This is a genomic window from Vibrio sp. 10N.261.55.C5 (assembly GCF_041470505.1).
In the GTDB taxonomy this organism is placed as follows: domain Bacteria; phylum Pseudomonadota; class Gammaproteobacteria; order Enterobacterales; family Vibrionaceae; genus Vibrio; species Vibrio crassostreae_C.
Genome location: NZ_JBFRMS010000031.1, coordinates 54,950 through 75,647 on the forward strand (window position 1 = coordinate 54,950; position 20,698 = coordinate 75,647).

The 20,698-nt window shown below is 45.3% G+C and carries 20 protein-coding genes; 17 read left to right on the forward strand and 3 right to left on the reverse strand.

Annotated elements, in window-relative coordinates; translation table 11 throughout:
• Nucleotides 1-963: 963 nt before the first annotated feature.
• The 14 genes from AB4263_RS12635 (at nt 964) to pgpA (ending at nt 13,728) form a co-directional block, all read left to right on the forward strand.
• On the forward strand, nt 964-2,253 hold the full coding sequence (locus tag AB4263_RS12635) for an NCS2 family permease (protein ID WP_017060789.1): 1,290 nt from the start codon (nt 964-966) through the stop codon (nt 2,251-2,253).
• Between the two features lie 84 nt (nt 2,254-2,337).
• Complete coding sequence (gene tet(34) / locus AB4263_RS12640) at nt 2,338-2,802, forward strand: oxytetracycline resistance phosphoribosyltransferase domain-containing protein Tet(34) (RefSeq protein ID WP_009847475.1); 465 nt, start codon at nt 2,338-2,340, stop codon at nt 2,800-2,802.
• Nucleotides 2,803-2,891: 89 nt separating this feature from the next.
• A complete protein-coding gene (gene frsA / locus AB4263_RS12645; protein WP_017060788.1) occupies nt 2,892-4,145 on the forward strand; it encodes an esterase FrsA in 1,254 nt (417 codons plus the stop codon).
• A 144-nt stretch (nt 4,146-4,289) separates the two neighbouring features.
• Nucleotides 4,290-4,679 carry a sigma factor-binding protein Crl gene (gene crl / locus AB4263_RS12650; RefSeq protein ID WP_017060787.1) on the forward strand — a complete coding sequence of 130 codons (390 nt, stop codon included), beginning with the start codon at nt 4,290-4,292 and terminating at the stop codon, nt 4,677-4,679.
• Between the two features lie 76 nt (nt 4,680-4,755).
• Complete coding sequence (gene proB, locus AB4263_RS12655; RefSeq protein WP_012604650.1) at nt 4,756-5,940, forward strand: glutamate 5-kinase; 1,185 nt, start codon at nt 4,756-4,758, stop codon at nt 5,938-5,940.
• A 66-nt stretch (nt 5,941-6,006) separates the two neighbouring features.
• A complete protein-coding gene (locus AB4263_RS12660; RefSeq protein WP_372098309.1) occupies nt 6,007-7,257 on the forward strand; it encodes a glutamate-5-semialdehyde dehydrogenase in 1,251 nt (416 codons plus the stop codon).
• Nucleotides 7,258-7,413: 156 nt separating this feature from the next.
• On the forward strand, nt 7,414-7,863 hold the full coding sequence (nrdR, locus tag AB4263_RS12665; protein ID WP_004734394.1) for a transcriptional regulator NrdR: 450 nt from the start codon (nt 7,414-7,416) through the stop codon (nt 7,861-7,863).
• A 40-nt stretch (nt 7,864-7,903) separates the two neighbouring features.
• A complete protein-coding gene (gene ribD / locus AB4263_RS12670) occupies nt 7,904-8,983 on the forward strand; it encodes a bifunctional diaminohydroxyphosphoribosylaminopyrimidine deaminase/5-amino-6-(5-phosphoribosylamino)uracil reductase RibD (RefSeq protein WP_017060785.1) in 1,080 nt (359 codons plus the stop codon).
• A 69-nt stretch (nt 8,984-9,052) separates the two neighbouring features.
• Complete coding sequence (locus AB4263_RS12675; RefSeq protein ID WP_010436361.1) at nt 9,053-9,709, forward strand: riboflavin synthase; 657 nt, start codon at nt 9,053-9,055, stop codon at nt 9,707-9,709.
• Between the two features lie 108 nt (nt 9,710-9,817).
• Nucleotides 9,818-10,927, forward strand: a complete 1,110-nt coding sequence (gene ribBA, locus AB4263_RS12680; RefSeq protein ID WP_372098310.1) for a bifunctional 3,4-dihydroxy-2-butanone-4-phosphate synthase/GTP cyclohydrolase II — start codon at nt 9,818-9,820, stop codon at nt 10,925-10,927.
• A gap of 295 nt (nt 10,928-11,222) precedes the next feature.
• Nucleotides 11,223-11,693, forward strand: a complete 471-nt coding sequence (ribE, locus tag AB4263_RS12685; RefSeq protein WP_004734398.1) for a 6,7-dimethyl-8-ribityllumazine synthase — start codon at nt 11,223-11,225, stop codon at nt 11,691-11,693.
• Nucleotides 11,693-12,160: a transcription antitermination factor NusB gene (gene nusB / locus AB4263_RS12690; protein WP_004734399.1), complete on the forward strand. Its 468-nt coding sequence runs from the start codon at nt 11,693-11,695 to the stop codon at nt 12,158-12,160. Before ribE ends, nusB begins: the two co-directional genes overlap by 1 nt.
• A gap of 87 nt (nt 12,161-12,247) precedes the next feature.
• Entirely contained in the window at nt 12,248-13,222 is a 975-nt protein-coding gene (gene thiL / locus AB4263_RS12695; protein WP_372098311.1) for a thiamine-phosphate kinase, read from the forward strand.
• Complete coding sequence (pgpA, locus tag AB4263_RS12700) at nt 13,222-13,728, forward strand: phosphatidylglycerophosphatase A (protein ID WP_372098312.1); 507 nt, start codon at nt 13,222-13,224, stop codon at nt 13,726-13,728. The genes thiL and pgpA overlap by 1 nt, the downstream gene beginning before the upstream one ends.
• Before the next feature lie 119 nt (nt 13,729-13,847).
• Here pgpA and dxs read toward each other — a convergent pair whose 3' ends face one another.
• From dxs to xseB, 3 genes are read right to left on the reverse strand one after another with little or no spacing between them, the layout of a single operon-like run.
• Complete coding sequence (gene dxs / locus AB4263_RS12705) at nt 13,848-15,731, reverse strand: 1-deoxy-D-xylulose-5-phosphate synthase (RefSeq protein WP_102331960.1); 1,884 nt, start codon at nt 15,729-15,731, stop codon at nt 13,848-13,850.
• A 21-nt stretch (nt 15,732-15,752) separates the two neighbouring features.
• Nucleotides 15,753-16,637, reverse strand: a complete 885-nt coding sequence (gene ispA / locus AB4263_RS12710; protein WP_372098313.1) for a (2E,6E)-farnesyl diphosphate synthase — start codon at nt 16,635-16,637, stop codon at nt 15,753-15,755.
• Between the two features lie 20 nt (nt 16,638-16,657).
• Complete coding sequence (gene xseB / locus AB4263_RS12715; protein WP_004734405.1) at nt 16,658-16,900, reverse strand: exodeoxyribonuclease VII small subunit; 243 nt, start codon at nt 16,898-16,900, stop codon at nt 16,658-16,660.
• A 298-nt stretch (nt 16,901-17,198) separates the two neighbouring features.
• Between xseB and pomA the strand changes: the two genes are divergently transcribed.
• The 3 genes from pomA to thiI all read left to right on the forward strand — a co-directional run bounded on the left by pomA (nt 17,199) and on the right by thiI (nt 20,690).
• The gene (pomA, locus tag AB4263_RS12720; RefSeq protein ID WP_017060778.1) at nt 17,199-17,963 is read left to right on the forward strand and encodes a flagellar motor protein PomA; all 765 of its coding nucleotides are present in this window, start codon (nt 17,199-17,201) and stop codon (nt 17,961-17,963) included.
• Between the two features lie 12 nt (nt 17,964-17,975).
• Nucleotides 17,976-18,923: a flagellar motor protein MotB gene (locus AB4263_RS12725; protein WP_017060777.1), complete on the forward strand. Its 948-nt coding sequence runs from the start codon at nt 17,976-17,978 to the stop codon at nt 18,921-18,923.
• Between the two features lie 318 nt (nt 18,924-19,241).
• Nucleotides 19,242-20,690 carry a tRNA uracil 4-sulfurtransferase ThiI gene (gene thiI, locus AB4263_RS12730; RefSeq protein ID WP_372072558.1) on the forward strand — a complete coding sequence of 483 codons (1,449 nt, stop codon included), beginning with the start codon at nt 19,242-19,244 and terminating at the stop codon, nt 20,688-20,690.
• The last annotated feature ends 8 nt before the right edge of the window (nt 20,691-20,698 follow it).

The following is a 20,698-nucleotide window of genomic DNA, read 5'->3' on the forward strand; positions in this document are numbered from 1 at the left end:
CATACCACTTGAGCGTTTTGACGAGTAGCGGTTCTAAACCTCAAATAGCTTAAATTTTGAAAGCGATCTTGTCCATCTGATCACAGATAAGCGCCTTGATGCTTACAAATGGAGCAGGCAAACGTTTGTTTAATTCTATTTTGTAGTTTTATTACAAAATAAGTTTGTAAAATAACCGTAAATGGCCAAAAATGTGACGTATAGCAAAAAATACTTGTAATCTTTTTTCTTTAGGGTATATTAATAACCAACTTCTGAGATGAAGAGTAAATGCTCAAAGGATGAGTCCGTTTTATCGCCTCCAAGGAACCGAGAAATCAAATTCGTTTTTTATTGATTTATTAAGGTGATAGTTATGAAAGGTTTACCATCTGCAATGTTCTGGATTAACAGCTCTGTTTACACTAGCAACTTTGCATACCCTACAAGCTTTGGTTACTAATACCGTAAGCATGTAACTCGAACAGTTTTGTTCACCCCTATATATTGGAATTCTTTTACAGCCCTTTTGGTTGACAGATTCTACCGCCACTCAGTTTTGAGTGGCGTTTTTTTTGCCTGCTACTTTTCCAAACCGCTTTCGCTTGTCACTTTCCTTGCTGTTCTGCGTGGTTGTTTTTTAAACGCCGAAATATCAATTTGCGCCTTATTACTGATCCTGTTGAAAAATACATAACTATTGTGAGTTTGAATTCAGAATTTACTGGCTAGATTATCAATGAAAATAACCGATGGTAGAAAAAACAACCAACTAGTTTTAGTGAGTCTATTGTTGTTAATTGTTTGTTTTTAATGGTTATTTATCGATGATATCTTCATTTTTAATCGCTTTGTTTCATACGGCATTCTGATAAATATCGATTAGAGCCTTAATTCTATCTGGAATTTGTTATTTGATAACTTTATAATCCACAGCCAATCGATTACGCAACCGTTTACTTTTTACCCTTATAGGATTCGATAATGTTCGAAAAGCTATTCAAACTCAGTGAAAATGGCACCAATGTGCGCACTGAAATCATCGCAGGTCTAACAACCTTCCTAACAATGGCTTACATCATTTTTGTAAACCCAATGATTCTAGCTGATGCTGGTATGGACCATGGCGCTGTATTTGTAGCAACCTGTTTAGCGGCTGCTATTGGCTGTTTCATCATGGGCTTTGTTGCTAACTACCCAATTGCTCAAGCTCCAGGCATGGGTTTGAACGCATTCTTTACCTACGCTGTTGTAATGGGTATGGGTTATACGTGGCAAGTTGCTCTGGCAGCGGTTTTCGTATCAGGCGTAATCTTCATCTTCTTAAGCATCTTTAAGATCCGTGAATGGATTATCAACTCGATCCCTATGTCTCTGCGTGTTGGTATCTCTGCAGGTATCGGTCTTTTCCTAGCGTTTATTGCGCTTAGCAATGCAGGCATCGTTGTTTCTAACCCAGCAACTAAAGTTTCACTGGGCGACATTACCGCGATTGCTCCTATCCTAGGCTCACTTGGTTTCTTCCTAACGATTGCTCTTGTTCACCGTGGCGTGAAAGGGGCAGTAATGATTGCGATTCTAGCTATCACAGCTCTTGGCATTGTTATTGGTGACGTTCAATACGGCGGCATCATGTCTACACCACCAAGCCTTGCTCCTACATTCATGCAGCTTGATTTCTCTGCTGTATTTGAAATCGGTATGATTTCAGTGGTATTCGCGTTCTTGTTCGTCGATTTGTTCGATACAGCGGGTACTCTGGTTGGTGTTGCAACGAAAGCAAACCTAATCAAAGAAGACGGCAAACTACCTCGCTTGAACAAAGCACTGCTTGCTGACTCTACAGCAACATCTATTGGTGCACTGCTAGGTACATCAAATACTACTTCTTATGTTGAGAGTGTTGCGGGTGTTGCTGAAGGCGGCCGTACCGGTCTAACGGCTGTTGTTGTTGGTATCTTATTCCTACTGGCTCTTTTCTTCTCGCCACTTGCAGGTATGATTCCGGCTTACGCAACATCAGGTGCACTTTTCTATGTAGCAATTCTGATGATGTCTGGCCTAGTTGGCATTGATTGGCGTGATCTTACGGAAGCAGCACCAGTCGTGGTAACATGTCTGCTTATGCCGCTGACGTACTCTATCGCTGAGGGTATCTCACTAGGTTTCATCGCTTACGCTGCAATTAAGCTGCTAAGTGGTAAAGGTCGCGACGTTTCACCTGCTGTGTGGGTAATGTCGGCTATCTTTATTCTTAAATACATTTTCGCTTAATCGTCTAGATTTCTGCTTAATCGCTGAAGAGGCTATGTTTGAAATAGCCTCTAATAACATGACAAAATTATTAGGTTTTATACTATGAGCAACAAATTCGTTATCACTTGGGACAACATGCAGACTTACTGCCGTCAACTTGCTGAAAAGCAAATGCCAGCAGAGCAGTGGAAAGGCATCTGGGCAGTAAGCCGTGGTGGTTTGGTTCCTGGTGCAATCTTGGCTCGTGAGCTAGGTATTCGTCACGTAGATACGATTTGTATTTCTAGCTACGACCACGATCACCAACGTGATATGACAGTAGTTAAAGCACCTGAAGGTGACGGCGAAGGCTTCCTAATCGTTGAAGACTTGGTTGATAGTGGTGACACTGCACGTAAGCTTCGCGAAATGTACCCTAAAGCGAAACTGATCGCTGTATGTGCAAAACCATCTGGCGCTGATTTGCTAGACGAGTACATTGTTGATATCGCTCAAGACACATGGATTGAGCAACCTTGGGATACTAGCCTAAGCTACGTAGAGCCAGTAAATCGCAAGTCAAAATAAGCGTAAACTTAGTTTTTTGAGAAATGACCCTTTATAGGGTCATTTTTTTTTATATTATTAGTGACAACCATTTCTTATTAAGTATCCCAATGTCTGAACCAGAAGAAACGAGCTCGAACCTTTCGGAAACTTTGTTTGTAAAGCACAAGCAAGCGAAAGAGACCTCAATGTTGACACAATACATGCCAAGCTCTGAAGCGCTATTGGATGAGAAACGTGAACAGCAAAACTCATCATGGTATCGAAACCTAAGACGTCTTCAGTGGGTATGGCAAGGCGTTAATCCAATAGAGCAGGAAGCGGTATTGGCTCGCATCGCGTCATCAGATAACTCTCGTACAACCGATGAGTGGCTTGATACGGTCATGGGTTACCGAAGTGGTAACTGGGCATACGAATGGACCAAGCTGGGTATGCAGCATCAAAATCGTTCTAATGAGAAGAATGGTGAAGAGATGGCTGAAGAGCTATTTTCCGCATCGTTGTGCTTCAGTATTGCGGGTTACCCACACCTCAAGAACGACAACTTGGCAGCTCAGGCTCAAGTGTTGGCCAACGCAGCGTATTCTGAAGCGATCAAGCACACTAAGTTGATCGTCAAGCAGATTGATATTCCATACCAAAACAAGAAGATCAAAGCGAACTTGCATCTAACCAAGACAGATAAACCACAACCGGTTGTGATTGTCAGCGCGGGTCTAGATAGCTTGCAAACCGATATGTGGCGCCTGTTTAGGGATTATTTAGCACCTAAGAACATTGCTATGTTAACGGTAGACATGCCATCAATAGGGCACAGTGCACATTGGCCGTTAACAGAAGACTCATCTTGTCTTCACCAAGCAGTGCTGAATGAATTGCCTAACATCCCATGGGTCGATCACCACAAAGTCGGCTTGTTTGGTTTCCGCTTCGGTGGCAATGCGATGGTGAGATTATCTTTCCTCGAGCAACATAAGATTAAAGCGTGTATTTCTTTAGGCGCGCCAATTCACGATATCTTTGTTCATGCAGACAAACTTAAGCAGATGCCTAAAATGCATCTAGATGTGTTGGCTTCGCGCCTTGGTAAAGGGGCGGTCGATATCAATAGCCTTTCTGGGCAGTTGATGGCGTGGTCACTCAAGGTACAAGGTTTGCTGTCAAACAGTAAAACCAGTGTTCCTATCTTGGCATTGGCTCTGGAAGGCGACCCGGTTTCACCGCCAATGGATAATCAACTGGTTGCTATTTACAGTGATTACGGAAAAGCGAAGAAAATCAAAGCTAAGTCAATTACACAAGGTTATGAGCAATCCCTCGAATTGGCGATAAAGTGGCTTGAGGATGAATTATTTAGATGACATTTCTCCTAAATTAGTTAAGCATGAAAAATGTACAAACTAAGTACCTGATACTCAGAGGTCATTTATAAAATCCAAATGCGTAGTTTCTACGTATAACAGTCTGAGTAACGTCATTCTTAACATTGAAAATGGAGATTCAATATGTCAGAAGTGACACAACAACCTACGCATTACCGCTTGTTGAATGTTTTAAAGGCGATCGGGCCTTACTTAAGGGAACCGCAATCAGAAGAAGGCCACTATATCTTTGATTGCTTGTCTGTATGTGTGAACGATAAAAAATCACCAGAAGAACGCGAGTTCTGGGGCTGGTGGCTGGAATTGGATAAGTCGGAAGAGGGATATTCGGCGAAGTACAATATCGGCAAGTACAACATCGATGGTAACTGGGATTCTTTGCCGTTACCTAAAAAGGCGGTCGCTGAGGTCTCTCGAACTCAAGAAGCCTTCCACAAAAAACTGGTTGATGAACTTCAAAGTAAGTTTGAAATCAGCATCCAATTAGACGAAGAGTCTGTCGAATTCGTCTAATTTTAAAGGTTACTCTTCTATATAAAGCAAAAAGGTGCGATTTCGCACCTTTTCTGCTTGTGAATTCCCCTTTTGATTGCTAAAACATCACCTCTTATTTGTTTTATCCATAAAAGACTTCATGACAACAAATCATCAAAGCGGGACAACAACACAGCGTAAAACTGTCGTTGTTAAACTGGGTACCAGTGTCTTAACTGGTGGAACATTGGCATTAGACCGCGCTCATATGGTTGAGCTGGTTCGTCAATGTGCTGAATTAAAAAAACAAGGCCACTCTGTGGTTATGGTTTCGTCTGGTGCAATTGCAGCAGGACGTGAGCACCTTGGTTACCCCGCACTTCCCAACTCAATGGCGAGCAAACAGTTGCTTGCGGCAGTTGGGCAAAGTCAGTTGATTCAAGTTTGGGAGTCTTTGTTTGCTATCTATGGCCTTAAGATTGGCCAGATGCTACTGACTCGTGCTGATCTCGATGATCGCGAGCGTTTTCTTAATGCACGTGACACGATCAACGCACTGGTTGAGCACGATATTATTCCGGTAGTAAACGAAAACGACGCAGTAGCAACCAACGAAATTAAAGTGGGCGACAATGATAACTTGTCGGCCTTAGTGGGTATTTTGTGCGGTGCTGATAAGCTTTTGCTACTAACAGACCAAAAAGGCCTGTTTACGGCTGACCCTCGTAAAGATCCAAATGCTGAGCTCATCAAAGAAGTGAAAACCATTGATGACACGCTGCGTAAGATCGCAGGTGGCAGCGGTACTACGCTGGGTACTGGCGGCATGGCGACAAAACTGCAGGCGGCTGACATTGCTCGTCGCGCAGGCATCGAAGTGATTATTGCTGCGGGCAGTGCTGAAAATGTGGTGTTTGATTCACTGAGTGATAACCCACAAGGCACACGTTTCTTGCCTTTAGCGGAAGCGCTTGAAAACCGTAAACGCTGGATTTTAGCGGGCCCTGCTTCAGCAGGTGACATCGTGGTTGACGACGGCGCAGTAAACGCAGTCAACACCAAAGGCAGCAGCTTGTTGGCGAAAGGGGTTGTTCGAGTTAAAGGCGAATTCTCTCGTGGTGAAGTTACCCAAGTCACAGACAGCAAAGGCAAAGTAATTGCGCGTGGTATCGCCAGTTATTCAAGCCAAGACCTAGCAAAAATTGCAGGCAAGCACAGTAAAGATATTGGCGACATCCTTGGATACGATTATGGGTCAGAAGTCATTCACCGTGACGACCTAGTTGTAATCCAAGAGTAGCTCGTGATGATAAGGTGAATCACCTTTTTGCATCCAAAGACAGACAGAATTTAGGGAGAGTTAAACGTGGATTTAACTAACATGGGTATCGCAGCAAAAGACGCTGCTTTCCACCTAGCGACCGCATCTACGGCGCAAAAGAATAAAGCATTGGCGATTATCGCTGATGAGCTAGAAGCAAACGCAACAACGATTTTAGAAGCGAACGCGAAAGACATCGAACTGGGTCGTGAAGCGGGTTTAACTGACGCACTGCTCGATCGTCTACTTCTTAACGAAGAGCGCTTAACCGGTATCGCTAACGATGTTCGTAACGTGATTAGCCTGAATGACCCAGTTGGCAGCGAAATTGACAGCAAAGTACTAGAAAACGGTATGTCACTGTCTCGCCGCCGCGTGCCACTTGGTGTGGTGGGTGTTATCTATGAAGCGCGTCCGAACGTAACCATCGATATTGCAGCTCTGTGTCTGAAGACAGGTAACGCAAGCATTCTACGTGGTGGTAAAGAGACGTTTTTCTCGAACATGGAACTGGTTAAGGTTATCCAGTCTGCATTAGAGAAAGCGGAGCTTTCAGCCGCTTCTGTTCAGTACATCGAGAAGCCAGATCGTGAACTCGTTTCTCAACTGCTTAAACTGGACGACTACGTGGATATGATCATTCCTCGTGGCGGCGCTGGTCTGCACAAGATGTGTAAAGAGAACAGCACCATCCCAGTAATCATCGGCGGCTTTGGTATCAGCCATATCTTCGTTGATGAAAGCGCTGATCTTGAGAAATCTGTCGATGTGGTCGAAAACTCAAAAGTTCAACGTCCATCGGCGTGTAACTCGTTAGATACACTGCTAGTGCATGAAGCGGTTGCTGAAGCTTTCCTAACTAAGCTGAAACAGCGTTTAGCCGGCAAGGTAACCTTAGTTGCTGATACCAGTGCAAAATCGCTGCTAGCGGGTTTTGAAGACCAACGTGATGCGGTTGAAGGCGACTTTGACACTGAATGGCTAAGCTACACGCTAGGCGTGAAAGTGGTAGCGGATGTGGCAGAAGCGATTGACCACATGCGTGTACACAACGCGAGTCATTCAGATGCGATCATGACCAATAGCTTAGAGAGCTCAGAGCGTTTCATTAACTCTGTTGGTTCTGCAGCGGTTTATGTGAATGCATCAACACGTTTCACTGATGGAGCACAGTTTGGTTTAGGTGCTGAAGTTGCCGTGTCTACTCAGAAATTGCATGCTCGCGGCCCAATGGGCTTAGAAGAGCTGACAAGCTACAAATGGGTAGGTAAAGCGAACTATTTAGTCCGCGGTTAACGCTGGTCGTTAATTTTACTCCTCAGCTCATTTTTGAAATGGCGGTCGAGTAGCAATAATCAATGAATCACCACACAAAAGGGCCTTAATTGGCCCTTTTTCTTTCCTAACGTTTGGCAATTCCGTTACACTGATATTCAATTATTTGGAGGTGATATGCATTGTCCTTTTTGTTCAGAGAACGACACTAAAGTAATCGATTCAAGACTGGTAGCCGATGGCCATCAGGTTCGTCGTCGCCGTCAATGCCTTGCATGTAGTGAACGTTTTACTACGTTCGAATCGGCAGAACTTGTGATGCCTAAAGTCATAAAGTCGAATGGAAACCGCGAACCATTTAATGAAGATAAAATGGTGGGTGGTGTACAGCGCGCCCTAGAAAAACGCCCAGTGAGTGCTGACGCGATTGAACTTGCGATCAGTACGATTAAGTCACAACTCCGTGCAACTGGTGAGCGTGAAGTACCAAGCGAGATGATTGGTAATCTTGTGATGGGCCAATTGAAAGAATTGGATAAAGTGGCGTACATTCGTTTTGCCTCTGTTTACCGCAGCTTTGAAGACATCCGAGAGTTTGGCGAAGAAATCGCTAAATTAGAGGATTAACTCCTCAATCATGTCAAACTTTACTCCCCTAGATTTTCAAATGATGTCGCGTGCTATTCAGTTAGCAAAACGCGGCATTTACACTACTGCGCCAAACCCTAATGTGGGTTGTGTCATTGTACAAACCGACGGTCAGATCGTTGGTGAAGGTTTTCATGCCAAAGCTGGCGAACCTCATGCTGAAGTACATGCCATGCGAATGGCAGGCGACAAAGCAAAAGGTGCGACGGCTTATGTCACGCTAGAGCCTTGTTCTCATTACGGTCGAACGCCGCCTTGTGCTGAAGGTTTGATTAAGGCTCAAGTAGCCAAAGTGATTTGTGCCATGCAGGACCCAAACCCAAAAGTCGCAGGTCGTGGTATCAAAATGCTACGCGATGCGGGTATTGAGGTTGAAATCGGTTTGCTAGAGCAAGACGCTCTCGACTTGAACCCTGCATTTATCAAGCGTATGCAAACTGGCATGCCATTCGTTCAGTTAAAGATGGCCGCTAGCCTTGATGGGCAAACGGCATTGGAAAATGGCCAAAGCCAGTGGATCACATCGCCAGAAGCACGTCGTGATGTTCAGAACTACCGAGCAAAATCAGGCGCTGTGTTGTCAACTAGCCAGACGGTGATTGAAGACAACGCGTCGTTGAATGTTCGTTGGGCAGAGTTGCCAAGCAGTATCAAAGGTCATTACGCTGAAGACGAGCTGCGTCAGCCGATTCGCGTGATTCTTGATCGTCAAAACCAACTGCGTCCTGAACTCAAGTTATTCCAGACTCCAACATCGGTGTTGAGAGTTGCCGAAGCATCTGCTGATATTGAAGTCGCAACCACAGATGCAGGTCAGCTCGATTTGCACGATCTGATGCGTCAATTACCTGCCAATCATATCGACCATATTTGGGTCGAAGCGGGCGCAACATTGGCAAAAAGCTTGATTGAAGAGCAGCTGGTGGATGAGCTAATCCTTTATTTAGCACCTAAACTTATGGGCAGTGACGGACGAGGTTTGATGGGTGCATTAGGGCTCACTTCAATGTCTGACGTTATTGACCTAGAAATTAAAGATGTTCGACAGGTTGGTGTGGATATTCGCATCGTTGCGAAACCCGTATTTCGAAACAGATAGTAACGAAACCACAGTGGAAATAGTTACTCCAACTACATACGTGTCGTTGACAACAAAAAGAGTTTTAAAATGTTTACAGGAATTGTAGAAGCCGTAGGTACATTGAGTGCAATCACTCCCCGCGGAGAAGACATCACCGTAACGGTTAATGTTGGTAAGCTTGATATGGCTGACGTTAAGTTAGGCGACAGTATCGCTACCAATGGTGTGTGTTTGACAGTTGTTGAATATAACGACCACAGCTACAGTGCAGATCTTTCGCTTGAGACTCTGAAAAAAACGGGTTTTGTCGATTACCAAGCGGGCGATAAAGTTAACCTTGAGAAAGCAATGTTACCAACCACGCGTTTCGGTGGACATATAGTGTCTGGTCACGTTGATGGCGTGGGTGAGATTGTTGAACGTAACCAAGTTGGCCGTGCGATTGAATTCTGGGTAGAAATGCCAGCAGAAATCTCAAAATACGTGGCTCAAAAAGGCTCAGTAACAGTTGATGGCATTAGCCTGACTGTGAACGATTTACGTAAGAACGCATTCAAGCTGACTATCGTTCCTCATACTTCTTCAGAAACCACCATCGACCAATTCAATGTCGGTCGTAAAGTGAATCTAGAAGTTGATGTATTAGCACGTTACATGGAGCGTTTACTGCAAGGTCAGCAACAAGAATCTGAGCCTGAATCTCGATTAACGATGGAATTCTTACAGCAGAATGGTTTTGCCTAACCGTTGATACAAAGTGCGTTAAGCGAGACTTTGTAAAGCGAAGCAATATCATCAGGTTTAAATAGTGTCGGTTCTAGGAAGCAGAACCATTTCAAAGGATATAGAACAATGCCAATTAGTACTCCTCAAGAAATTATTGAAGACATTCGCCTAGGAAAAATGGTTATCCTGATGGATGATGAAGATCGCGAAAATGAAGGCGATCTGATCATGGCAGCAGAACATGTGACGCCAGAAGCGATTAACTTCATGGCGATGTACGGCCGTGGTTTAATTTGTCTGACGCTAACCAAAGAGCGTTCAAACCGCATGGGTCTAGCGCCTATGGTTCAAGATAACAACGCACAGTACACCACTAACTTTACTGTTTCGATTGAAGCGGCAGAGGGCGTAACAACGGGTATCTCTGCATCAGACCGTGCAGTGACGGTTCAAGCGGCAGTGGCGAAAGATGCGAAAGCGGCTGATCTTGTTCAACCTGGTCATATTTTCCCACTGACAGCGCAAGATGGCGGTGTTCTGACTCGCGCAGGACACACAGAAGCAGGTTGTGATTTAGCACGTCTTGCAGGCTGCGAGCCAGCATCGGTTATCGTTGAGATCCTTAACGACGACGGTACTATGGCTCGTCGCCCTGACCTTGAAGTGTTTGCTGAAAAACACGACATCAAGCTAGGCACGATTGCTGACTTGATTGAATACCGCAACAACACAGAAACAACGATTGAGCGTGTAGCACAATGCCATTTACCAACAGAGTTTGGTGATTTCGAGCTGGTGACTTACCGCGATACAATTGATAACCAGATCCACTACGCGATGCAAAAAGGCGACCTATCTGAAGGTGCTCCTTTGGTACGTGTTCACCTGCATGACACGTTCACCGATCTGCTTCATTCAGACCGTGGTACTGAACGCAGCTGGTCGCTAGATAAAGCGATGAAGCGTATTGGCGACGAAGGCGGTGTGTTGGTTATTCTTGGCAACGAAGAGTCGTCTGATTCTTTGATTCACAAAGTGAAGACATTCGAAGAGCAAGACAAGAACGAGCAGCCAACTATGGCGAAGAAGCAGGGTACCTCGCGTCGTGTTGGTGTCGGTTCTCAGATTCTTCAAGATCTAGGTGTGCACGATATGCGTCTGCTTTCTTCAAGCACTAAGCGTTACCACGCATTGGGTGGTTTTGGCCTTAACGTTGTTGAGTACGTTTGCGAATAAACCATGCGTTAGCAAGCAGACGTTTCTCCGTTTGTAGCAACATAATTTACCGATGATTTCAGTGGCTCTTTTGGTGATAAATCTTGCCAAAAGAGCAAAGTAGCCAAGTTCGACTCAAAACGTGTTCAATACACAAACTTGGCTCCTCGCTGTTCCTATATGCTTGGGATCAGCGCTGCATTATCATCTTTACATTGCCGGTGTCTGTTCTTCTAAATTACCATTAGATATTGCTCACAGTTTTGTGCTAGAATCCGGCGATTCTCACTTGATGAAAATAGTTAAAGGAAGGCTTATGAAAGTGATCGAGGGTGGCTTCCCAGCGCCAAATGCAAAAATTGCTATCGTTATTGCTCGTTTCAACAGTTTTATTAACGAAAGTTTACTTTCTGGTGCAATCGATACTTTAAAGCGTCATGGACAAGTAAGCGAAGACAACATCACTGTTGTTCGTTGCCCTGGTGCAGTAGAACTTCCACTTGTAGCGCAGCGCGTTGCAAAAACAGGTAAGTTCGATGCGATTGTATCTCTTGGTACAGTAATCCGTGGCGGTACACCTCACTTTGACTATGTTTGTAGTGAATGTAATAAAGGTTTGGCACAAGTGTCTCTGGAATTTTCTCTTCCAGTAGCGTTTGGTGTTCTTACTGTTGATACGATCGATCAAGCTATTGAACGCGCAGGAACCAAGGCTGGTAATAAGGGTGCAGAAGCAGCACTTAGCGCACTTGAGATGATCAATGTTCTTTCTGAAATCGATTCCTAATGGGGGCCAGTGTGAAACCAGCCGCACGTCGTAACGCACGTCAATTTGCTCTACAAGCAATTTATTCTTGGCAAATTACTAAAGAAAATATTGCTACCGTTGAAGAACAGTTCTTATCTGGTGGTAAGTATGATGAAGAAGAGCATCATGCCGCAGAACCTGCTCTAGCTATGCCAGAAACAGACGTTGCATACTTCCGCGACCTACTAACTGGTGTTGCTCTTAGCCACATGGAACTTGATAGCAAGCTTCGTCCATTCGTATCTCGCCCTATGCAAGATCTGGATTTGATGGAACTAGCGCTTCTACGTTTAGCTATGTACGAGATGACTCGTCGCGAAGATGTACCATACAAAGTGGTTATCAACGAAGCTATCGAGCTTGCGAAAGTATTCGCAGCAGAAGACAGCCATAAGTTTGTTAACGGTGTGCTTGATAAAGCTGCACCGCACGTTCGTAAGAAATAAGACGTTCGTATATTGAATCTAAAGGTCAGCTTTTATGCTGGCCTTTTTTGTAACTAAATTTTTGTAATACTAAAGATAGGGCATGTGATGTCTGGCGAATTTAACCTGATTGAAAAATATTTTGTAAATCGACAACCACAACGTAAAGACGTACATCTGGCAGCGGGCGATGACTGTGCTTTGGTCAAAGCACCAAGTAATGTTCAGATTGCTATCAGTACGGACACCTTAGTGGCAGGCACTCACTTCTTAGCGGAAGCAAACCCAGCTTGGGTGGCACACAAAGCCTTGGCTTCCAACATCAGTGATCTTGCTGCTATGGGCGCGACACCTGCTTGGGTTTCATTTGCCTTAACCATGCCTGAAGTCGATGAAGCGTGGCTTGCCCCATTTTGTGATTCTTTTTTCAAACTTGCAGACTATTTTGGTATTCAACTAATCGGTGGTGATACGACCAAAGGGCCGCTGAGTTTAACACTTACTGTGCAGGGCTTTGTACCTGAGGGTCGAGCACTACGTAGAGATGGCGCGAAAGTGGGTGACTGGATTTACGTGACGGGTAACCTAGGTGACAGTAAAGCTGGCCTAGAGGTGTTACTTAACCCAGAGCAGAACAAAGCTAAGCCTTATGCGCGAGAGCTTGAAGAGAGACACTACCTGAGCACTCCACGAGTTTTGGCTGGTCAGGCGCTCGTTAATCTTGCTTCGTCTGCTATTGATATCTCTGACGGCGTGATTGCTGACCTAAAGCATATCCTGAAGCGTTCAGAGGTTGGTGCAAGCATTGATGTGGGTTGCCTTCCTATCTCTCCAGAGCTGCGCCAGTTTGCTTCTGATGTCGCTTCGGCTCAACAGTATGCGCTAACGAGTGGTGAAGAGTACGAACTCTGCTTTACCGTGCCGGAAGAAAATAAAGGTTCATTGGAAAGTGCTTTGTCACACACTGGCACAAAAGTCACCTGCATTGGCCAGATAAGACCTGTAGAATATTTTGAATTACACAATAATGGTGAACCACTAAGCTGGAACTTAACTGGTTACGATCACTTTAAGGTTAATTGATGACAAATCCACTTTCTCTTATTTCTCTTAAAAATCCTTGGCACTTATTGGCAACGGGTTTTGGCAGTGGCTTATCGCCGATAATTCCCGGAACAATGGGCACGCTTGCATCTATTCCATTGTACTTATTGTTGGTTCAATTACCTTTCCCAGCTTATGTTGCCATCGTAGTGGTAAGCTGCATTATTGGTATCAAGATCTGCCAAGTAACGTCTGATGATATGGGCGTGCATGACCACGGTTCTATCGTTTGGGATGAGTTTGCGGGCTTTTGGATCACCATGAGCTTAGTGCCTATGCTGAATATCCCTGCCGATGACTGGAAATGGCTTCTGACTGGTTTTGTGCTTTTCCGCTTCTTTGACATGGTAAAACCTTGGCCGATTGGTTGGCTAGATGCGCGAATTCACGGCGGCTTGGGTATCATGATTGACGATATTGTAGCGGGTATTATGGCGGCTATTTCGTTGTATGCCGTGGCACATTTCGCAGGTTGGTTAGTGTGAGTTAACTGAAGGGCTAAGGTTTAGTTGGCGATACACCAAACTAATTAGCAGATACTAAAAAGGTTGACCCTAGGGCCAACCTTTTTTGTTTGCGGAGCTTACGAGCTTACGTATTAAAGCTACTTGGCAAGATAGTCAGTGATAGACTTCTCAATGCCTTTCGCGTCCAAACCAAGCTCTTCATGCAGTTCGCCTTGCGTACCTTGAGCAATGAACTTGTCTGGTAGGCCAAGGTTCAATACTGGCATCAGCAGTTTCTCTTGCATCAAGAACTCAATCACACCTGCGCCCGCACCACCTACAATCGCATTCTCTTCGATAGTTACCAGTACATCGTGGTCAGCAGCAAGTTGTTTGATCAGAGCTTCATCGAGTGGTTTCACAAAGCGCATATCTGCAACTGTCGCATCGATGACGTCAGCGGCTTGAAGTGCACTCTCAAGGAAAGTACCAAAGCTTAAGATAGCGACTTTCGAGCCATCTTTTGTTTTTTCGCTTTCGCGAACGATACGACCTTTACCAATCTCAAGCGCGGTAAATTTATTTTGTATCTCAGTACCCATACCATTACCGCGAGGGTAACGAACGGCACTTGGACCTGTATGCTGGTGGCCAGTGTAAAGCATTTGGCGACATTCGTTTTCGTCGCTTGGCGCCATGATCACCATGTTTGGAATACAACGCATAAAGCTTAAGTCGAACGCACCTTGGTGTGTTTGACCATCAGCACCGACAAGACCTGCACGGTCAATAGCGAACATGACCGGTAAGTCCATGATAGCCACATCGTGGATCAGTTGATCGTAGCCACGTTGTAGGAACGTCGAGTAGATAGCGACAATCGGCTTATCACCCGCAATCGCCATACCCGTTGCTAGGGTCACAGCATGCTGCTCAGCAATTGCTACGTCGAAGTATTGTTCTGGGTACTCTTTCGAGAAACGCACCATGCCAGAACCTTCACGCATTGCAGGCGTGATCGCCATTAGCTTAGGATCTTGCGCCGCCATATCACACAGGAAGTCACCAAAAATCTTAGAGAAAGTTGGTTTAGAGCTGGTGCTCTTAGGCAGACTTGAGTGTGCTGGATCGAATTTCGGTACGCCGTGGTAACCGATTGGATCTTTCTCAGCTGGCTCGTAGCCTTTGCCTTTCTTAGTCATGATATGCAGGAACTGAGGGCCTTTAAGGTCTCTCATGTTCTTAAGCGTTTTAATCAGCTCATTGACATCGTGACCATCAATTGGGCCAATGTAGTTAAAGCCTAACTCTTCGAACATGGTGCCAGGGACAACCATGCCTTTTAGATGTTCTTCTGTACGACGAACCAGCTCTTTAATCGGCGGAACGCCTGATAGCACTTTCTTGCCGCCCTCACGAATTGACGTGTAAAGACTGCCAGAAAGAACTTGAGCTAGGTGGTTGTTTAGCGCACCTACGTTTTCAGAGATCGACATCTCGTTATCGTTCAGGATAACCAGCATGTCATTGTGAATATCGCCCGCGTGGTTCATGGCTTCAAATGCCATACCCGCAGTAATCGCGCCATCACCAATCACACTCACGACTTTACGGTTCTTGCCTTCTTTCTTCGAACTGATAGCCATACCAAGTGCAGCACTGATCGATGTTGAAGAGTGACCAACAGAAAGGGTGTCGTATTCACTCTCTTGACGCCATGGGAATGGGTGCAGTCCATCTTTTTGACGGATAGTCGACAAGCGGTCGCGACGACCTGTAAGAATTTTGTGCGGGTATGCTTGGTGACCAACATCCCAAACCAACTGGTCAAAAGGCGTGTTGTACACATAGTGCAGAGCAACTGTCAGCTCTACTGTACCTAAGCCTGACGCTAAGTGACCACTTGACTGGCTCACTGAGTTAAGAAGATAGGTACGTAATTCATCACAAAGCTGTGTCAGCGTCTCTTTTGGAAGTAGACGCAAATCCTCTGGCTTATCAGCCAAAGCAAGAGTTGGGTACTTTGATATATCAAGAGTCATAGGTAATGCGCGCTTATTGTCTTAGTTCTTGCGCTCGATGACGTATCGGGCGAACTCTTCGAGTAACTGGGTATTGTATGGGATTGCAGCCAAAGCTTGAAGCGCTTCCTGTAGCAGAGTTTGCGCTTTTTCTTGAGCGCCCTCTAAACCTAGCAAAGAAGGGTAGGTGCTTTTGTTCAATTCTTGGTCAGAACCCTGTGGCTTACCCAAAGTTTCAGTATCGCCAGTGATATCTAAAATATCATCTTGAACCTGGAATGCTAATCCAATGGCGTCGGCGTACTTGTCTAATTGAGGCATCACTTCAAACGCTTTTTCACCAGCAGCGAGAGCACCTAAACGAATCGCACATTTCATTAGCGCGCCCGTTTTATTGCGGTGAACTTCTTCTAACTCTTCTAGCGTGACAGAGCGGTTTTCAGCTTCAATATCAAGTGCTTGTCCAATGCACATACCTTGTGCACCAGAGGCTTCGGCTAGGCGTTGAATCATTCGAACGCGATTGCTTTCACCGTCAGCACTTAATGTACCTTCCGCAAGTATAGTAAACGCGAGAGTTTGTAGGGCATCGCCCGTTAAAATGGCGGTCGCTTCATCGAATTTGATGTGACAGGTCTGATGGCCACGACGCAGTTCGTCGTCGTCCATTGCTGGCAGGTCGTCGTGAATCAGAGAGTAGGCATGAATACATTCGACTGCAGAAGCTGGAGTGTCGAGTTCTTCAGCGGTGCAACCGAGCATCTCCCCTGTAATATAGACAAGAAATGGACGTGCGCGTTTACCGCCTAAAAGTAACCCATAACGCATCGCGTTGATCAGGTTCTGATCTTGGTGTGGTAGGCGATCAAGCCAAAGGTTCAGTTGCTCGTTATTACGTGCTTGATAAGACAATAAAGTCTCAATCATAGGGGATCTCATACAATTCGTTATTCTGGTTGTGGGTTAAAGTCACTAAGTTCTGCGTTTTCATCATTTTGCAGTAAGATGCTAACACGCTGTTCAGCATCGTTTAGTTTGCTTTGACCGGCACGAGCGAGGGAGATGCCTCGTTCGAACTTTTTCAGCGCATCATCTAAAGCTAGATCACCATTTTCTAGTTGATCAACCAAGCCATCAAGCTCTTCGATTGCTGCTTCAAAGCTCATATTTTCAGGTTTCTTAGTAGCCATAATAAATCTGCGTTTGGAAAGATGAACGAACGTTACCCTAGGCCGCTGAGATGGTCAAATGTAACCAAGAAATTTTGCTAGAAAGTTCGTTTTTAAGGGGCTTGAACGTACTTTGCTTGAATAACCTTAGCTTTATCGAGTTTATGCGCTACGTATAAGAGCAAAGTAAGCCAATAGTTGGGATTCAAAAACGAAAAGTGTGATACTTAGGCCAAGAATTTACTAAAAGATCTTATAGTCTTGCCGATACAAAGATTATCGTCGACATAGAGCTACAAAAAAGCATGAGGAGTGCTCAGTGGATTTAGCAACCCTAATAGGTTTGATTGGTGGATTTGCCTTTGTAATTATGGCAATGATCCTAGGTGGAAGCCTCGGGATGTTCTATGACACGACATCCATTTTGATCGTAGTTGGGGGCTCAACCTTTGTTGTTCTAATGAAGTTCACCATGGGACAGTTCTTTGGTGCGACTAAAATCGCAGGCAAAGCTTTTATGTTTAAAGCGGATGAGCCTGAAGATCTTATTGCGAAAGTTGTAGAGATGGCTGATGCGGCTCGTAAAGGTGGTTTTTTAGCACTGGAAGAGATGGAAATTAACAACAGTTTCATGCAAAAGGGCATCGATCTTTTGGTGGATGGCCATGATGGAGATGTAGTTCGTGCTGCACTGCAAAAAGACATCGCATTAACCACAGAGCGTCATGAGCAGGGCGCGAAGGTGTTCTCTGCATTTGGTGATGTAGCACCCGCGATGGGTATGATTGGTACCTTGGTTGGCTTGGTTGCCATGCTTTCTAACATGGATGATCCAAAAGCGATCGGCCCTGCGATGGCGGTGGCACTTTTAACCACCCTATATGGTGCGATTCTTTCGAACATGGTGTTCTTCCCAATTGCCGACAAGCTTGCGCTGCGTCGTGACCAAGAGACACTCAACCGTCGTTTGGTTATGGATGGCGTACTCGCGATTCAAGATGGTCAGAACCCACGAGTAATCGATGGTTACCTGAAGAGCTACCTAAACGAAGGTAAGCGTACGATTGATGGTGAACCTGCGTAAGAGGAGTTGAAGATGGATGAAGAAAATCCATGTAAATGTCCTCCTCCGGGATTGCCTCAATGGATGGGGACATTTGCTGACTTGATGTCACTGCTGATGTGTTTCTTCGTACTGCTGCTCTCATTCTCTGAGATGGACGTACTGAAGTTCAAACAGATCGCTGGCTCGATGAAATTTGCGTTTGGTGTACAAAACCGCTTGGAAGTGAAAGACATTCCTAAAGGCACCAGCATCATTGCACAAGAGTTTCGACCTGGTCGTCCAGAGCCGACACCGATTGATGTGATCATGCAGCAGACGATTGATATTACGCAGCAAACGCTTGAGTTTCATGAAGGTGAATCTGAGCGTGCTGGCGGTACCATGCGTGATCAAGGCAAGATGACCGGAGGCAAGTCGCCAGAGGTTTCGACTCACGACAATCAAAACTCTGAGTCAGACCAACAGCAACAACAAGCTGAAGCTCAATCGCAAGAGATGGAAACCTTGATGGAAAGCATCAAGAAGGCGTTGGAGCGAGAGATAGACCAAGGCGCGATTGAAGTTGAAAACCTTGGCCAGCAGATTGTGATTCGAATTCGTGAGAAGGGTGCATTCCCATCGGGTTCTGCTTTCCTACAGCCTAAGTTCCGACCTTTGGTGAGACAGGTTGCTGAGTTGGTGAAAGATGTTCCGGGTATCGTTCGAATCTCAGGGCACACCGATAATCAACGTCTTGATTCCGAGCTTTATCGATCTAATTGGGACTTGTCATCACAGCGAGCAGTGTCTGTTGCTCAAGAGATGGAAAAGGTGCGTGGTTTCTCTCATCAACGCTTGAGAGTACGCGGCATGGCGGATACCGAGCCAGTCGAGCCGAACGATACTGAATGGCAACGTAGCCTCAACCGCCGCGTTGAAATCAGCATCATGCAGGGCGAGCCGCTTTACAGTGACGAAGTGCCTGTTATTAATGAATAGCCGATACGTGTACACACGGTAGCATGCAGATAGCATCGAAAGCCCAACCTTATAATGAGGTTGGGCTTTTTGTTTGCTGGTCTTCAATGGTTCTCTCTGCGGCATTTATGTCGTTTCGAAACCTGCTACTGTTAATAACAAGCGGTTTAATGATGGTGTTACAGCAAGCACTCTTTTCCTTGCTTCACTTTCTCATGTATAATTCGCGCCCTTAGATTTAGATATGATCTATTCTTGCTTCAAGTGCTGTGTAAATTCTCTAATTTACTTGGCGATGAGCGTTTTCAAAATTTTGAACATTAATGTTGTGAAAGTACTATGAAATTTATTGTTAAGCCCCATCCGGAAATTTTTGTAAAAAGTGAATCGGTGCGTAAGCGCTTCACAAGGATTCTAGAGTGCAACATTCGTAACGTTATTCAACGTCGCTGTGAAAGTGTTGCGGTATTCAACCGTCGCGATCATATTGAAGTGACGTCTGAGAGTGACCAGTACTACGCAGAAGTGTTAGAGGCTCTGACTCACACTCCAGGTATTCACCACTCTCTTGAAGTTCAACAGTCTGAATTCAAAGACTTGCACGATATTTACGAGCAAGTACTAGAACGCAGCCGTGCTGACATTGAAGGCAAGACTTTCTCTGTACGTGCTAAGCGTCGTGGTAAGCATGACTTTACCTCTATTGAACTTGAGCGCTACGTAGGCGGCGGTCTAAACCAAGCAGTTGAGTCAGCGAAAGTTCGACTTAAGAACCCTGATGTAACCGTTAAGGTTGAAGTGGCTAACGACAAGCTAAACCAAGTTCTAGCTCGTCACAAAGGCCTCGGTGGCTTCCCTCTTGGTACTCAAGAAGATCTACTGAGCTTGATCTCTGGCGGCTTTGATTCTGGTGTTTCAAGCTACCTGCACATCAAACGCGGCTCTAAGGTTCACTACTGTTTCTTCAACCTTGGTGGCCCAGCGCACGAGATTGGTGTTAAACAAGTGGCTCACTACCTATGGAATAAATACGGCTCATCTGCAAAGGTGAAGTTCATTTCTGTAGACTTTGAACCTGTGGTTGCTGAAATCCTTGAGAACGTAGAAGACGGCCAAATGGGCGTTGTTCTTAAGCGTATGTTCATGCGTGCTGGTGGTATGGTTGCAGAGCGTTTCGGTATCGAAGCACTAGTAACGGGTGAAGCTCTTGGTCAGGTTTCTAGCCAAACGCTAACTAACCTGCGTCATATCGACAACGTGACGGACACTTTGATCCTTCGTCCACTGATCAACTGGGACAAAGAAGATATCATCGACCTGTCTCGCAAGATTGGTACTGAAGACTTCGCTAAAGTAATGCCTGAGTATTGTGGTGTTATCTCTAAGAAGCCAACCGTGAAAGCGAAGAAAGGCAAACTAGAAGCGGAAGAAGCTAAGTTTAACTTCGAAGTGCTAGAGCAAGTGATCGAGAATGCTCGTGTTATGGATATTCGTGATATCGAGAAAGAGAGCCAAGAACAGGCACCAGAAGTGGAGCAAGTTCAAGCCGTTGCTGAGCACGCTGTCGTTCTTGATATCCGTAGCCCAGACGAAGAAGATGAAAGCCCGCTAGAGATCGATGGTGTTGAAATCAAACACATCCCGTTCTTCAAGCTTTCCACTCAGTTTGGTGACCTAGACCAATCGAAAGAGTACTTGTTGTACTGTGACCGTGGTGTCATGAGTCGTCTGCAAGCGCTTTACTTGCAAGAGCAAGGCTTCCACAACGTTAAGGTTTACCGCCCATAGTGGTGTGT

Bases quoted from the DNA above. Each gene is read 5' to 3' on its own strand.
- AB4263_RS12635 (WP_017060789.1), top strand. From the start codon at position 964: ATGTTCGAAAAGCTATTCAAACTCAGTGAAAATGGCACCAATGTGCGC.
- frsA (WP_017060788.1), top strand. From the start codon at position 2,892: ATGTCTGAACCAGAAGAAACGAGCTCGAACCTTTCGGAAACTTTGTTT.
- crl (WP_017060787.1), top strand. From the start codon at position 4,290: ATGTCAGAAGTGACACAACAACCTACGCATTACCGCTTGTTGAATGTT.
- nrdR (WP_004734394.1), top strand. From the start codon at position 7,414: ATGCATTGTCCTTTTTGTTCAGAGAACGACACTAAAGTAATCGATTCA.
- ribD (WP_017060785.1), top strand. From the start codon at position 7,904: ATGATGTCGCGTGCTATTCAGTTAGCAAAACGCGGCATTTACACTACT.
- AB4263_RS12675 (WP_010436361.1), top strand. From the start codon at position 9,053: ATGTTTACAGGAATTGTAGAAGCCGTAGGTACATTGAGTGCAATCACT.
- ribBA (WP_372098310.1), top strand. From the start codon at position 9,818: ATGCCAATTAGTACTCCTCAAGAAATTATTGAAGACATTCGCCTAGGA.
- ribE (WP_004734398.1), top strand. From the start codon at position 11,223: ATGAAAGTGATCGAGGGTGGCTTCCCAGCGCCAAATGCAAAAATTGCT.
- nusB (WP_004734399.1), top strand. From the start codon at position 11,693: ATGGGGGCCAGTGTGAAACCAGCCGCACGTCGTAACGCACGTCAATTT.
- thiL (WP_372098311.1), top strand. From the start codon at position 12,248: ATGTCTGGCGAATTTAACCTGATTGAAAAATATTTTGTAAATCGACAA.
- pgpA (WP_372098312.1), top strand. From the start codon at position 13,222: ATGACAAATCCACTTTCTCTTATTTCTCTTAAAAATCCTTGGCACTTA.
- dxs (WP_102331960.1), bottom strand. From the start codon at position 15,731: ATGACTCTTGATATATCAAAGTACCCAACTCTTGCTTTGGCTGATAAG.
- ispA (WP_372098313.1), bottom strand. From the start codon at position 16,637: ATGATTGAGACTTTATTGTCTTATCAAGCACGTAATAACGAGCAACTG.
- xseB (WP_004734405.1), bottom strand. From the start codon at position 16,900: ATGGCTACTAAGAAACCTGAAAATATGAGCTTTGAAGCAGCAATCGAA.
- AB4263_RS12725 (WP_017060777.1), top strand. From the start codon at position 17,976: ATGGATGAAGAAAATCCATGTAAATGTCCTCCTCCGGGATTGCCTCAA.
- thiI (WP_372072558.1), top strand. From the start codon at position 19,242: ATGAAATTTATTGTTAAGCCCCATCCGGAAATTTTTGTAAAAAGTGAA.